General features: G+C 61.0%; 15 protein-coding genes. 11 read left to right on the forward strand and 4 right to left on the reverse strand.

Features of this window, described 5'->3' with window-relative positions; all coding sequences use genetic code 11:
* Positions 1 to 20: 20 nt before the first annotated feature.
* Positions 21 to 611 carry a cysteine hydrolase family protein gene (locus ABTV87_RS08775; protein ID WP_011333204.1) on the reverse strand — a complete coding sequence of 197 codons (591 nt, stop codon included), beginning with the start codon at positions 609 to 611 and terminating at the stop codon, positions 21 to 23.
* A gap of 239 nt (positions 612 to 850) precedes the next feature.
* On the opposite strand from ABTV87_RS08775, the gene prmB reads away from it, so the two are divergent.
* On the forward strand, positions 851 to 1759 hold the full coding sequence (gene prmB, locus ABTV87_RS08780; RefSeq protein ID WP_433899259.1) for a 50S ribosomal protein L3 N(5)-glutamine methyltransferase: 909 nt from the start codon (positions 851 to 853) through the stop codon (positions 1757 to 1759).
* A 93-nt stretch (positions 1760 to 1852) separates the two neighbouring features.
* Here the strand turns inward: prmB and ABTV87_RS08785 are convergent, their stop codons facing one another.
* Positions 1853 to 2644, reverse strand: coding sequence for a hypothetical protein (locus ABTV87_RS08785; RefSeq protein ID WP_007960006.1), 792 nt, complete (start codon positions 2642 to 2644; stop codon positions 1853 to 1855).
* 96 nt (positions 2645 to 2740) lie between these two features.
* Positions 2741 to 3694, reverse strand: a complete 954-nt coding sequence (locus ABTV87_RS08790; protein WP_221532956.1) for an alpha/beta hydrolase — start codon at positions 3692 to 3694, stop codon at positions 2741 to 2743.
* A 130-nt stretch (positions 3695 to 3824) separates the two neighbouring features.
* Between ABTV87_RS08790 and aroC the strand changes: the two genes are divergently transcribed.
* The 5 genes from aroC to mtnC all read left to right on the forward strand — a co-directional run bounded on the left by aroC (position 3825) and on the right by mtnC (position 8041).
* The gene (aroC, locus tag ABTV87_RS08795) at positions 3825 to 4916 is read left to right on the forward strand and encodes a chorismate synthase (protein ID WP_011333207.1); all 1092 of its coding nucleotides are present in this window, start codon (positions 3825 to 3827) and stop codon (positions 4914 to 4916) included.
* 31 nt (positions 4917 to 4947) lie between these two features.
* The gene (locus ABTV87_RS08800; protein ID WP_221532957.1) at positions 4948 to 6093 is read left to right on the forward strand and encodes an MFS transporter; all 1146 of its coding nucleotides are present in this window, start codon (positions 4948 to 4950) and stop codon (positions 6091 to 6093) included.
* Positions 6090 to 6716 carry a methylthioribulose 1-phosphate dehydratase gene (locus tag ABTV87_RS08805; RefSeq protein WP_221532958.1) on the forward strand — a complete coding sequence of 209 codons (627 nt, stop codon included), beginning with the start codon at positions 6090 to 6092 and terminating at the stop codon, positions 6714 to 6716. Before ABTV87_RS08800 ends, ABTV87_RS08805 begins: the two co-directional genes overlap by 4 nt.
* A gap of 91 nt (positions 6717 to 6807) precedes the next feature.
* Positions 6808 to 7353, forward strand: coding sequence for a 1,2-dihydroxy-3-keto-5-methylthiopentene dioxygenase (locus ABTV87_RS08810; RefSeq protein WP_039770173.1), 546 nt, complete (start codon positions 6808 to 6810; stop codon positions 7351 to 7353).
* 4 nt (positions 7354 to 7357) lie between these two features.
* Positions 7358 to 8041 (forward strand): acireductone synthase, encoded by a 684-nt coding sequence (mtnC, locus tag ABTV87_RS08815; RefSeq protein ID WP_085608801.1) that lies wholly within the window; start codon positions 7358 to 7360, stop codon positions 8039 to 8041.
* A gap of 78 nt (positions 8042 to 8119) precedes the next feature.
* Here the strand turns inward: mtnC and ABTV87_RS08820 are convergent, their stop codons facing one another.
* Entirely contained in the window at positions 8120 to 8398 is a 279-nt protein-coding gene (locus tag ABTV87_RS08820; protein ID WP_039769924.1) for a DUF3509 domain-containing protein, read from the reverse strand.
* Positions 8399 to 8786: 388 nt separating this feature from the next.
* Here ABTV87_RS08820 and ABTV87_RS08825 point away from each other — a divergent pair, with 388 nt between their 5' ends.
* The 5 genes from ABTV87_RS08825 (at position 8787) to speE (ending at position 13254) form a co-directional block, all read left to right on the forward strand.
* A complete protein-coding gene (locus ABTV87_RS08825) occupies positions 8787 to 10625 on the forward strand; it encodes a long-chain-acyl-CoA synthetase (protein ID WP_433899260.1) in 1839 nt (612 codons plus the stop codon).
* A gap of 97 nt (positions 10626 to 10722) precedes the next feature.
* Positions 10723 to 11241 (forward strand): ankyrin repeat domain-containing protein, encoded by a 519-nt coding sequence (locus ABTV87_RS08830; protein WP_085608799.1) that lies wholly within the window; start codon positions 10723 to 10725, stop codon positions 11239 to 11241.
* 90 nt (positions 11242 to 11331) lie between these two features.
* The gene (locus ABTV87_RS08835) at positions 11332 to 11862 is read left to right on the forward strand and encodes a hypothetical protein (protein WP_085608798.1); all 531 of its coding nucleotides are present in this window, start codon (positions 11332 to 11334) and stop codon (positions 11860 to 11862) included.
* A gap of 71 nt (positions 11863 to 11933) precedes the next feature.
* Positions 11934 to 12125, forward strand: a complete 192-nt coding sequence (locus ABTV87_RS08840; protein WP_007959984.1) for a PLDc N-terminal domain-containing protein — start codon at positions 11934 to 11936, stop codon at positions 12123 to 12125.
* Between the two features lie 253 nt (positions 12126 to 12378).
* Positions 12379 to 13254 (forward strand): polyamine aminopropyltransferase, encoded by an 876-nt coding sequence (speE, locus tag ABTV87_RS08845; RefSeq protein WP_007959983.1) that lies wholly within the window; start codon positions 12379 to 12381, stop codon positions 13252 to 13254.
* Positions 13255 to 13335: the final 81 nt, after the last annotated feature.

The following is a 13335-nucleotide window of genomic DNA, read 5'->3' on the forward strand; positions in this document are numbered from 1 at the left end:
AGCCGCTCATTTACGTTCGATCAGATCAGATCCTGGGTCAGCGCGAGGGTGGCGAAGTTGTCGGCCATGATCGCCATTTCCGCTTCCTGCACCTGTTCGGCGCTGAGCACGCGGCCCTTGAACGGCAGATCGCGGGTGGCGCAGGCATCTTCGACGAGGGTGCAGCGGAAACCCAGGTTTTTCGCCGCGCGCACGGTGGTGCTGACGCTGGAGTGACTCATGAAACCGCAGACGATCAGGTCCAGCGAGCCGATGGTTTGCAGGCGATCGTAGAGTTCGGTGCCGTGAAAGGCGCTCGGCAGCAGTTTGCCGATGATGGTTTCATCGCCCTGGGGTTCCAGGCCGGGGATGAACTCGCCGCGTTCGCCCTGCGGGTCGAACAGGCCGCCGACGGTGCCGAGGTGACGCACGTGCACGATCGGCCGGCCGGCTGCGCGGGCGGCGGCAACCAGTTGTTTGATGTTCGCGACAGCCGCGTCCATGCCGCTCAGGGCCAGCGGGCCGCTGAGGTACTCTTTCTGGGCATCGATGATGACCACGGTGGCATGGCTCAACGTGGCCGCTGCGTAACCGCGACCGCTGAGTTGAAACATCGTTTTTGGAACGGACATTCTGGGGCTCCTTCGGGTGGGGCTTTTGCGACATTGTCCTCTGGCTGAGCGGTTCTGTGAATCGCTACCATCGTAGACACCGTCGTTGCTGGCCTGCAGCCTTGTCAAGTTACACGATCTGTTCAATAGCCGAGGGGAAAATCGGAAGAGTCCTACCGTCGCCCCGGAATCTTTCCTGCGTCGTCGCGGCGCGTTTTGGCTGCTAGAATCGCCAGTCGTTTTTTCTGGAGTTCTGCCCCGTGATCACTTCCCGACTTCGTACCCTGCGCGACCACATCCGTTGGGCCGTCAGCCGCTTCCATGGGGAGGATCTGTTTTTCGGCCATGGCACCGACAATGCCTGGGACGAAGCCCGACAGCTAGTGCTCGGTGCCTTGCACCTGCCATGGGAAATCGCCGACAGCTATCTGGATTGCGCGCTGGAAGACGACGAACTGGTCAATCTTCAGCGCCTGCTCAAGCGCCGCATCGAAGAACGCATTCCGACCGCTTACCTGCTGGGCGAGGCATGGTTCTGCGGCATGTCGTTCATCGTCGATGAGCGTGTGCTGATCCCGCGTTCGCCGATTGGCGAGCTGATCGAAAACCGTTTTGCCCCATGGATCGGCGACGAACCTGCGCGCATTCTCGACCTGTGCACCGGCTCCGGCTGCATCGGCATCGCCTGCGCCTACGAGTTCCAGAACGCCGAAGTGGTGCTGGCGGATCTGTCGTTCGAAGCGCTGGAAGTGGCGAACCAGAACATCGAGCGTCATGGCGTCGATGAGCGTGTGTTCACTGTGCAGGGCGATGGTTTTGATGGTCTGCCGGGTCAACGTTTCGACCTGATCGTGTCGAACCCGCCCTACGTCGATGCGGAAGATTTCGCCGACATGCCGGACGAATACCAGCACGAGCCGGAACTGGGCCTGGCCTGCGGCGATGACGGTTTGAACCTGGTACGCCGGATGCTCGCCGAAGCGGCGGATCATCTGACCGAGAAGGGTTTGCTGATTGTCGAGGTGGGCAACAGCCAGGTGCACGTCGAGGCGCTGTACCCGGAAGTCGATTTTGCCTGGCTGGAGTTCGAGCGCGGCGGGCACGGCGTGTTCATGCTGACCGCCGAACAGTGCCGCGCCCATCAGGCACTGTTCGCTCCCCGCGTCTAAATTGCTCTGATCGTTCCCACGCTCTGCGTGGGAATGCAGCCCGGGACGCTCTGCGTCCCATCCGAGTCAAACGCGGAGTGTGGGAAAGATCAGTCAGCGGTGCGTTGCAATCCAGATCAGCAACCCGGCCTGAAACACCGCAAACGCCACCAGGCAAGTAATGGTGAAACGCAAACCGGCGTCTTCACGCTTGAACTTGCTGACCTTGTCTTCCTGCTTCTTCAGCTTCACTTCCTGCTCGGCGAGGTTCTGCTCGGCCTGCTGCAACATCTGCGCAGCTTCAAGAATCTCGACGATCTGCAGCTTTTCGCTGTTCCAGTCGCCCAGCAAATCACCGACCTGCACTTCCTTGACGCTGCCCTTCAAATGCTGGGCGTCGGCGTAAACCACGTCAAAGCCATGCACTCGCAGAAAATGATCGCGGCGCAGGCGAGTGTCTTCGTTCAGCGCGTCCTTGTTGTTCAAGTCCATGCCGTCGACGGTGTAGGTGGGCCAGCGTTTTTTCGCCCAGTTGATGCCCTGGGCGGCCATGAAACGGCCGATGCCACGGTTCATCGGTTCGATCTGCAAACCGCTGTCCGGGCCGAAGTGCACGCGTTTGGTCGTGTGATCGACCCACACGTCCAGATGATTCTGTTCTTTACGCACGCGCTGAGCGGGCAACTTGATCGCCATGCGCATCAGGCTGTGTTCTTTGCCGTTGCGCTCGGCGTAACCGAATTCAACGAAGCGCAGTGGCCGCCCGCCGGTGTTGCGGTCGGTCTGCAACGGCGCCAGGCGGAGCATCTTGTGGTGCTCGACGTGGACATCCGCCCATGGCAGCTCGACCGCTGGCGGTGCGTCTTTTTCAGCGGTGGTGTCGGGTGAAGTCTGGGTATCAGTCATAACGGCGAGATCCTGTCCAAGCTGCTTGCCGCCAGCCAGTACGCTGGCGACAAAGGCTTATCGGCCGTTTTCCATAGGACTAGAGGGTAAAAGAGCTCAACGGGTGCGAAGTCCGTCAATAAATTCAAGGACGCGTGTCCCCAGTTCTGCCGCCAGCGGCAAATTCGGGTCCTTGTAGGAGGCCAGTTGCCGCTTCACGTCGTTGGGCACGATGCGCAACACGTGGTTCATGCCTTCGATCAGCGCCAGCTCCGCGTCCGGTTTGGCAGCCTTGAGCAATTTCGCATCATCGACCTGGACCTGGATGTCGTTGCTGCCTTGCACGATCAGCGCCGGCATTTTCAGTTGAGCGAAGGCCGCCGCCGGATCCTGACGGAACAGTGAAATCAGATACGGCTGCACGCTCGGACGGAAAATCACCTGCAACGGCGCCGGCACATTGTCGTCGGTGCGCCCGGCCTTGAGGCTGTCGAGCAGTTCATTGCTGCGCAGCATCAACGGGGGAGGGAGGCTGCGGGCCAGTTGCCGACGCAGCACCTGATCAATCGGTCGGGCCGTGCCGGAAAGCGAGATGACCGCCGCCGCGTCGACCTTTGGCGCCGCGAGGCTGGCAATCAGCGCGCCTTCGCTGTGGCCGAGCAGGATCAACGGGCCGAAGCGCGGATCGGCTTTAAGCTTCTGACCCCAGGCCACGGCGTCCGCCACATAGGCTTCCACCGACAGGTTTCGCTCGTCCGGGGTTGCCGCAAGGCTGGCCGCCACGCCGCGCTTGTCGAAACGCACGCTGGCGACATTGTGTTTGGCCAGCACCCAGGCCAGTCGTTTGAGGCTGTCATTGCGCCCGCCGTCGGGGTTGTTTCCGTCACGATCGGTAGGACCCGAGCCAGAAAGGATCAGGACAACCGGCACGGGGCTGTCGGATTTCGGCAGCAACAGCGAGCCGAAAAGTTCGCCATTGTCGGTAGTCAACGTGACCGGACGTTGCAGGACAGTTGCCTGGACAAAGCCGGTAAACAGGGAAAGGCTCAAGATCAAAACTCGCAGCATCATCACGCCATCATTTGCCAAGGTGCCGGTTGGACTCACCCACACCGCTAAGGTTCGAGGATGAACTACTCGGTTAGCCTGCGTATACTGGCGCGCATCACGAATTTGGGTTCGATTTCACGGAGCGTCCTGCATGTCCGGCAATACCTACGGCAAGCTGTTCACTGTCACCACCGCGGGCGAAAGCCATGGTCCGGCGTTGGTCGCCATTGTCGACGGCTGCCCGCCGGGCCTGGAGATTTCCCTTGAGGACCTGCAACGCGATCTCGACCGTCGCAAGCCGGGCACCAGCCGCCACACCACCCAGCGCCAGGAAGCCGACGAAGTCGAAATCCTCTCCGGCGTGTTCGAGGGCCGCACCACCGGCTGCTCCATCGGCCTGCTGATCCGCAACACCGACCAGAAGTCCAAGGACTACTCGGCGATCAAGGACCTGTTCCGCCCGGCCCACGCCGACTACACCTACCACCACAAATACGGCGAGCGCGATTATCGCGGCGGCGGTCGCAGCTCCGCGCGGGAAACCGCCATGCGCGTCGCGGCCGGCGCCATCGCCAAGAAATACCTGGCCAGCCAGGGCATCGTCATTCGCGGCTACATGAGCCAGCTCGGTCCGATCGAAATCCCGTTCAAGACCTGGGAATCGGTCGAGCAGAACGCCTTCTTCAGCCCGGATCCGGACAAAGTGCCGGAGCTGGAAGCCTACATGGACCAACTGCGTCGCGATCAGGACTCCGTCGGGGCGAAGATCACCGTGGTTGCCGAAGGTGTGATGCCGGGCCTGGGCGAGCCGATCTTCGATCGTCTCGACGCCGAACTGGCCCACGCGCTGATGAGCATCAACGCGGTCAAAGGCGTGGAAATCGGTGCCGGTTTCGCCTGCGTCGCCCAGCGCGGCACCGAACACCGTGACGAGCTGACCCCGGAAGGCTTCCTCAGCAACAACGCGGGTGGCATCCTCGGCGGGATCTCTTCGGGTCAGCCGATCGTCGCGCATCTGGCGTTGAAGCCGACTTCGAGCATCACCACCCCGGGCCGTTCGATCGACATCGACGGCAATCCGGTCGACGTGATCACCAAGGGTCGTCACGATCCGTGCGTCGGCATCCGCGCCACGCCGATTGCCGAGGCGATGATGGCCATCGTGCTGATGGATCACCTGCTGCGTCACCGTGGCCAGAACGCCGATGTGCGCGTGAGCACCCCGGTGCTGGGTCAGCTTTGATGGGTGATCTCAAGGCCGCCGCGGTCTGACCGTGGCGGCGCTTCCGTACTGGCGGCTGTCCAGTTTCTATCTGTTCTATTTCGCCTTGCTCGGTTCGACGGCGCCGTTTCTGGCGCTGTACTTCGATCACCTCGGATTCAGTGCGGCACGCATCGGCGAGCTGGTGGCGATCCCGATGCTGATGCGCTGCGTGGCGCCGAACATCTGGGGCTGGCTCGGCGATTACACCGGCAGACGCCTGGTCATCGTGCGCTTTGGCGCGGTGTGCACGCTGCTGACTTTCTCATTGATTTTCGTCAGCAAGACCTACGCCTGGCTGGCGATGGTCATGGCCTTGCACGCGTTCTTCTGGCACGCGGTGTTGCCGCAGTTTGAAGTCATCACATTGGCGCATTTGCAGGGCCAGACCTCCCGCTACAGTCAGATTCGCCTGTGGGGCTCGATCGGTTTCATCATCACCGTGGTTGCTCTCGGTCGGCTGTTCGAGTGGCTCAGCCTCGACATCTATCCGGCGGCGCTGGTGTTGATCATGGCCGGCATCGTCCTCAGCAGTCTGTGGGTGCCGAACGCGCAGCCACCTCAGGGCAACCGGCCGACAGGCGAGGGCTTTCTCAAGCAGTTGCGCAATCCCGGGGTGCTGGCGTTCTACGGTTGCGTGGCGCTGATGCAGATGAGCCACGGGCCGTATTACACGTTTTTGACGCTGCACCTCGAGCGACTGGGCTACAGCCGTGGCGTGATCGGCATGCTCTGGGCGGTCGGCGTGGTGGCGGAAGTGCTGATGTTCATGGCCATGAGCCGGATCCTCGCGCGTTTTTCCCTGCGGCGGGTGCTGATGGCGAGTTTTCTGCTGGCGGCGCTACGTTGGTTGCTGCTAGGTTCGTTCGCCGAGTTCCTGTGGGTCCTGTTGTTTGCCCAGGTGCTGCACGCGGCGACGTTCGGCAGCTTTCATGCGGCTGCCATCGCGTTCGTGCAACGTAGCTTCGGCGCGCGCCAGCAAGGGCAGGGCCAGGCGTTGTATGCAGCGCTGGCCGGCACCGGTGGTGCGCTCGGCGCGTTGTATTCCGGTTACAGCTGGAATGCCCTCGGCGCGACATTGACCTTTAGTATTGCCAGTCTCGCAGCGCTCGCCGCTGCCGTTATCATTGCCATTCGAATGCAAGAGGACAGGCCATGAGCCTTACCCGTGAACAGCTTGCCCAGCAAATTGTCGACGCCGGGCGTTTTCTTTATGGTCGCGGCTGGTCGCCGGCCACCAGCAGCAATTACTCGACGCGCCTGTCGCCGAGCGAAGCGCTGCTGACCGTGTCCGGCAAGCACAAAGGCCAATTGGGCCTGGACGACGTGCTCGCCACCGACCTGTCCGGCAACAGCCTGGAGCCGGGCAAAAAACCGTCTGCCGAAACTCTGTTGCACACCCAGCTCTACAGCTGGCGTCCGGAGATCGGCGCGGTGTTGCACACCCACTCGGTGAACGCCACGGTGCTGTCGCGCCTGACGCCGCAAGACTTCATCGAGTTCGAAGACTACGAACTGCAAAAAGCCTTCAGCGGCATTTCGACCCACGAATCCCGGGTGCGCGTGCCGATCTTCGACAACGATCAGGACATTGCGCGCCTCGCCGCCAAGGTGCAGCCTTGGCTTGAAGCCCATCCCGATTGCGTCGGTTATCTGATTCGCGGCCACGGCCTCTACACCTGGGGCGCGCAGATGAGCGATGCGCTGCGCCAGATCGAGGCCTTTGAATTCCTGTTTGAATGCGAGTTGAAGACCCGCAGCGTCATGAACCGCCAAGGCTGACTTCACCAGAACCAGCCCATTTGCCTGATGAATGCAGTGCCCGACCGGTCTCGAAGAACCGGACGGCAAGGCCGATACCGAGGAATGCCCCATGAGCAGCCTGTCCGTCTATCACGTTTCCAGCCCCGAGATTCCGAACAAGGTGCTGACCCATTTTGAAGACATCGCCTCGACCCTGGCCGAGCAGGGCGTGCGCTTCGACCGCTGGCAAGCCGCCGCAAAGATCCAGCCCGGCGCCAGTCAGGAAGAAGTGATCGGTGCTTATAAAGAGCAGATCGACAAACTGATGACCGAGCGCGGTTACATCACGGTCGACGTGATCAGCCTCAACAGCGATCACCCGCAAAAAGCCGAATTGCGCGCCAAGTTCCTCGAAGAACATCGGCATGGCGAAGACGAAGTGCGTTTCTTCGTCGCCGGTCGTGGCCTGTTTACCCTGCACATCGACGATTACGTCTACGCCGTGCTGTGCGAAAAGAACGACCTGATTTCGGTGCCGGCCGGCACCAAGCACTGGTTCGACATGGGCGAGAACCCGCACTTCGTGGCGATCCGTCTGTTTAACAACCCCGAAGGCTGGGTCGCCAACTTCACCGGCGAAGACATCGCCGGCCGCTTCCCGCGTCTGGAGGACTGAGTCGATGTCGATCAAGGTCATTCTCACCGACATCGAAGGCACCACCAGCGCAGTGAGTTTTGTGTTCGACGTGCTGTTCCCGTATGCGGCGAAGCACCTGCCAGAATTCGTTCGCCAGAACGCCCAGCGTGCCGACGTTGCCGAGCAACTGGACGCCGTGCGCCGCGACAGCAACGAACCGCAGGCTGATGTCGAGCGAGTCGTGGAAATTCTGCTGGCCTGGATCGCCGAAGACCGCAAGGCCACGCCGCTGAAAGCGTTGCAGGGCATGGTCTGGGAGCAGGGTTATCAGGCCGGGCAGTTGAAAGGCCATGTTTACCCGGACGCCGTTGAAGCGCTCCAGCGCTGGCATCAGGCCGGTTATCAACTGTTCGTTTATTCGTCCGGTTCGATCCAGGCGCAGAAGCTGATTTTCGGCTGCTCGGAAGCCGGGGATCTGACGCCGCTGTTCAGCGGTTATTTCGATACCACTTCAGGACCGAAGCGCGAAGCGCAGTCGTACAGCAATATTCAGCAGTCCATCGGAGTGGATCCGCAGGAAATCCTGTTCCTGTCCGACATCGTGCAAGAGCTCGATGCCGCCCAGGCCGCCGGCCTGCAAACCTGCGGGCTGGCCCGTGAAGGCGGGGAGTTGGCAGGGCATGTAACCGTGGACAGTTTCACCGGGATCGAACCGGAAGCGTTCTGAGTTCACCCAATCGACGCGCAAAAAAAACAGGCCGTGAAGCGAAAGCTCCACGGCCTGTCTGTTTATACGGTGTTCGAATTACATCGAGTGATAGGTCGGCAGGGCAAAACGCTGCTGGCTTTGCAGCATGCCGATCTGTGGCAGCTCGCTGGCCTGTTCCGCCAGATCACGACGGATCGCGCTGATCGCCCACGACAGTTGATCACCGGTATGCAGTTGCTGATACGTGAGCGCACGCTTGAACACTTTGCCGTCGGCACTCTTCAGCGTCAGCAGGATCCCGCCATCGGGACGGGGCTGGGTGGTGACGGCGAAGTTGGAAAACAGGGAGGTAAATTTTTCTTGGATCAGGTTCATGTCTTTCAGCTCCGTATGCACTTGAATGGCAAGCATGTATAGGGAGTTGCAGCGATTGTGCCAGTATTTGAGTTTTTAAAAATCCTTATAAATCAGTAATTTATAAAATCTGATGATTTTGGCTGTCGTGCAATCTGCATGAATGGCCATCGTGCATCCTGCATTTTGCGGGATTGCTGTCGATCCGATGGAACCATTCCGGCGGGCCGCAATCCCGCTTCGCCTTGTAGCGCTGGCGGATACAAAACATTGCAAAAACCGCGTGTACAGCCCGCGAAGCCCTGACGTATTTTCGGCCTCGACCCTCGCTCGAGAAGCGCTGGTTGCCTCACCCGATTGCCCGACAATAAAAATCCGGCCTGCACGTCAAGGTCGAACGGGAGCTGCCATGCGCCACGCGCCGAGCGACACGATTACCTGGGGCATGATGCTCCGCAAACTGCCGATGATTGCCAAAGCCATCCCCCGGGTGGTGAAAGGCATGAAGGTGGCCAACGTCAAGGATCCGACCCAAACCTGTGGCCTGGGCTGGACATTCGAGCAAGCGACCCTGCGCAATCCCGAAGGCCCCGCGCTGCTGTCGGGCGAGGTGGTGCTGAGTTATTCACAGGTCAACCAGTGGGCCAACCGCATCGCCCATTATTTGATCGGGCAGGGCATCGGCAAGGGCGATGTGGTGGCGGTGTTCATCGAGAACCGCCCGGAACTGCTGGTGACGATTCTGGCGCTGGCCAAAGTCGGCGCGGTCAGCGCGCTGCTCAATACCTCGCAGACCCGCGATACGCTGATTCACAGCATCAATCTGGTGACGCCGGCGGCGATTGTCGTCGGTGAAGAATTGCTGCCGGCATTTGCGGCGGTACGCGAGCAAGTGTCGATCCCGGCAGCGCGCGCATGGTTCGTCGCCGATCAGGATACCTTCAGCCATCCGGGCATCGCGCCCGAGGGTTATATCAACCTGATCAGCGCCAGTGCCGATGCCTCTGGCGACAACCCGGCCAGTAGCCGGCAGATTTTCTTCGACGATCCCTGTTTTTATATCTACACCTCCGGCACCACCGGTTTGCCCAAGGCCGGGGTGTTCAAGCACGGCCGCTGGATGCGCAGCTCGGCGAGCTTCGGCATGATCGCCCTCGACATGCGCCCGGACGACATCGTTTATTGCACCTTGCCGCTGTACCACGCCACCGGGCTTTGCGTGTGTTGGGGTTCGGCGGTCAATGGCGCGTCGGGTTTCGCCATCCGCCGCAAATTCAGCGCCCGGCAGTTCTGGAGCGATGTGCGCCGCTACCGCGCAACCACCATCGGTTACGTTGGCGAGTTGTGCCGGTATCTGGTGGATCAGCCGCTCAGCGCCGACGACAGCCGTCACGATGTGCGCAAGATGATCGGCAACGGCCTGCGGCCCGGCGCGTGGGCCGAGTTCAAGACCCGCTTCGGCGTGGATCACATCTGCGAGCTGTACGCGGCCAGCGACGGCAATATCGGCTTCACCAACATCCTCAATTTCGACAACACCATCGGTTTCTCGCTGATGGCCTGGGAGCTGGTCGCCTACGACCAGGACAGCGGCGAACCGATTCGCGGCGCTGACGGGTTCATGCGCAAGGTCGGCCGGGGCGAGCGAGGCCTGTTGCTGGCGCGGATCGACGACAAGGCACCGCTGGATGGCTACACCGACCCACAGAAAACCGCCAAGGTTGTGCTGCAGGACGTGTTCACCAAGGGCGATCGCTTCTTCAACACCGGCGATCTGCTGCGCAACATCGGTTTCGGCCACGCACAGTTTGTCGACCGTCTCGGCGACACCTACCGCTGGAAGGGCGAGAACGTCTCGACCACCGAGGTCGAGAATCTGCTGCTTCAGCATCCGCATATTTCCGAAGCGGTGGCCTATGGCGTGGAAATCCCCAACACCAATGGCCGCGCCGGCATGGCGGCGATCACCCCGGCCGAGTCCCTCGCGACCCTGGATTTCGCCGAACTGCTGGCTTTCGCCCGCCAGCGCATGCCGGCCTACGCAGTGCCGCTGTTCTTGCGGGTCAAGGTGAAAATGGAAACCACCGGCACCTTCAAATACCAGAAAACCCGCCTGAAAAACGAAGGCTTCGACCCCGGCCAGACGGGGGATGACCCGATTTATGCCTGGCTGCCGGGGACCGAAACCTACGTGCAGGTTACGGATGAAATCCTTGCGGACATCCGGGCAGGCAAGTTCCGTTATTGATATTGGCTATCGGCGGTCTTGGAAAAAAGGGGATGACAGCTATCGCCGCGCTCGGGAAACTATCGGTTTTCCGATTGACCGAAAGTGGAGTTGCCCCATGTCCGACCAAAGCCGTCAGATGACCCCCGAAGAAGCTGCCGAATTCACCGAGCAGGTATTCAACAAGGCGCGCGAGGGCGATGCGGTGATGCTGGATCGCCTGATCACTGCCGGTCTGCCGGTGAACCTGACCAACAGCAAGGGCGACACCCTGCTGATGCTCGCCAGTTACTACGGGCATGTGGACGCGGTGCAAGTGCTGCTCAAGCACAAGGCCGATCCGGAACAACGCAACGGCAACGGCCAGAGCCCGATTGCCGGCGCGGCGTTCAAGGGTGATCTGGCCGTGGTCAAGGCATTGGTTGCCGGTGGCGCGCAGATCGAAGGCGCCTCGTTCGACGGCCGCACGGCGTTGATGATGGCGGCGATGTTCAACCGCGTTGAAATCGTCGACTTCCTGATCGACCAGGGCGCCGACCCGAAAGCCAAGGATGCCAACGGCATCACCGCGCTGGACGCGGCCCGCACCATGGGCGCTGTCGACACTACTGCGCAGCTGGAAAAACTGCTGGGCTGAAGCCGCTGGCCGGAACCCGCTCTGTGGCGAAGGCGAGAATGCGCTATCCTTCGCGCCCTCAAAATTCCCTTCGCCACAGGATCCGCCCCCATGAAAGCCGCACTCGCCGAACTCATCAGCAAAATCAGCTCCGGCTGCATGGGCGACGACGAGATTCAGAAGGTCGCTGACGAAGCGGCACAGGCCTACGCCGATGCCGACGCTTTTCTGACCGCCAACCCGGACATCAACTACGACGACACTTTCCCGATTCCGCTGGGCGAGTGGGTCGTGGTCGGCAGTCTGCCAGAGACCGTGCTGTTCCAGGCCGACACCTACGCCGACCTGTTCGCGCAGATCGTTGCCTCGTTCGGCCCGGGCGTCGAGTTCAACCTCAAGCCCAAGCAACTGGCCAAGACCGAGGCGCTGACCGCGCTCAACCGCATCCAGGTGCAGATGAGCAGCCTGAACAAGGAAAACGGCGGTTACACCCTGATGAACTTCAGCCAGTTGCTCGACGACGAGCTGCAAGTGGTGCTGGTCTACGGCAACGACGTGCCGCGCGTACTGGAACTGTGCGCCGAAGTCGGCATTGCCGCCGCGCCGTCGCTGGAAGCCCTGAAGATCGCCGTTCACGTCTGAGCGCAATAAAAGGGAACCCTGTGCGCGACCGTCTATCCTAAAAGTGCATGCCACTATTCTGGAGCGACACCATGGGTTCCACGTTCAACGGCCTGGTCGGCCTGATCATTCTTGCGCTCGACATCTGGGCGATCATCAATGTGCTGAAAAGCGGCGCCGAGACCGGGATGAAAATCCTCTGGGTGCTGCTGATCATCCTTCTGCCGGTGCTGGGCCTGATCATCTGGGCGATTGCCGGGCCGCGGGGCAATGTGCGGATCTAGTTTCACAACTGAACAGGCTCTTTCCTGTGGGAGCGAGCTTGCTCGCGAAGGCGATTTTTCATTCAGCAAATGTGTTGAGTCGGATGGCCTCTTCGCGAGCAAGCTCGCTCCCACATTTGCCTTTCTGCGGCTTCAAAATGTCGTCTGTCAGAGGAAGGTTCGACCTGTCATCTTCGGCAACGTAGAATGCGCGCCTTTCCCGGGCAATCGAACCTGACGATTGGCGCCCGCGCATTCATCGGAGCACTTCACCATGACCGTCACCAAGACCAGCGAATACCTGGAAACCCTCTACGAAGGCTACGGCCAGCGTTTTCGCATGGAAAAACTGCTGCACGAAGTGCGCACCGAACACCAGCACCTGGTGATCTTCCAGAACCCGCGCATGGGCCGGGTGATGGCGCTGGATGGCGTGATCCAGACCACCGAAGCCGATGAATTCATCTACCACGAAATGCTCACCCACGTGCCGATCCTCGCCCACGGCACCGCCAAGCGCGTGCTGATCATAGGCGGCGGCGACGGCGGCATGCTGCGCGAAGTGACCAAACACGCCAGCGTCGAGCACATCACCATGGTCGAGATCGACGGCACCGTGGTCGACATGTGCAAGGAATTCCTGCCGAACCACTCCAAGGGCGCCTACGACGATCCACGCCTGAACCTGGTGATCGACGACGGCATGCGCTTCGTCGCGACCACCACTGAAAAGTTCGACGTGATCATTTCCGACTCCACCGACCCGATCGGCCCGGGCGAAGTGCTGTTCTCGGAAAACTTCTACCAGGCCTGTCACCGCTGCCTGAACGAGGGCGGCATCCTCGTGACCCAGAACGGCACGCCGTTCATGCAGATCGAAGAAGTGAAAACCACTGCCGGCCGCCTGCGCAGCCTGTTCCCGGACTGGCACTTCTATCAGGCGGCCGTACCGACCTACATCGGCGGTTCGATGACCTTCGCCTGGGGCTCGACCAACCCGGCCTACCGCAAGCTGAGCCGCGAAGTCCTGCAACAGCGCTTCATCGGCAGCGGCATCGTCACCCGCTACTACAACCCGGAAATCCATATCGGCGCCTTCGCCTTGCCGCAATACGTGCTGCAAGCGGTGAACAAGCCAAGCAACGACTGATCGTTCGCGGGTCAGAAAAAGCCGAGGCCGGTGTGCGAAAACACGCCGGCCTCGGCTTTTTTCATGTTGCATCGGTGTAAA

Origin of the sequence: Pseudomonas sp. PSE1(2024), from assembly GCF_050990555.1 — a bacterium.
In the GTDB taxonomy this organism is placed as follows: domain Bacteria; phylum Pseudomonadota; class Gammaproteobacteria; order Pseudomonadales; family Pseudomonadaceae; genus Aquipseudomonas; species Aquipseudomonas aphyarum.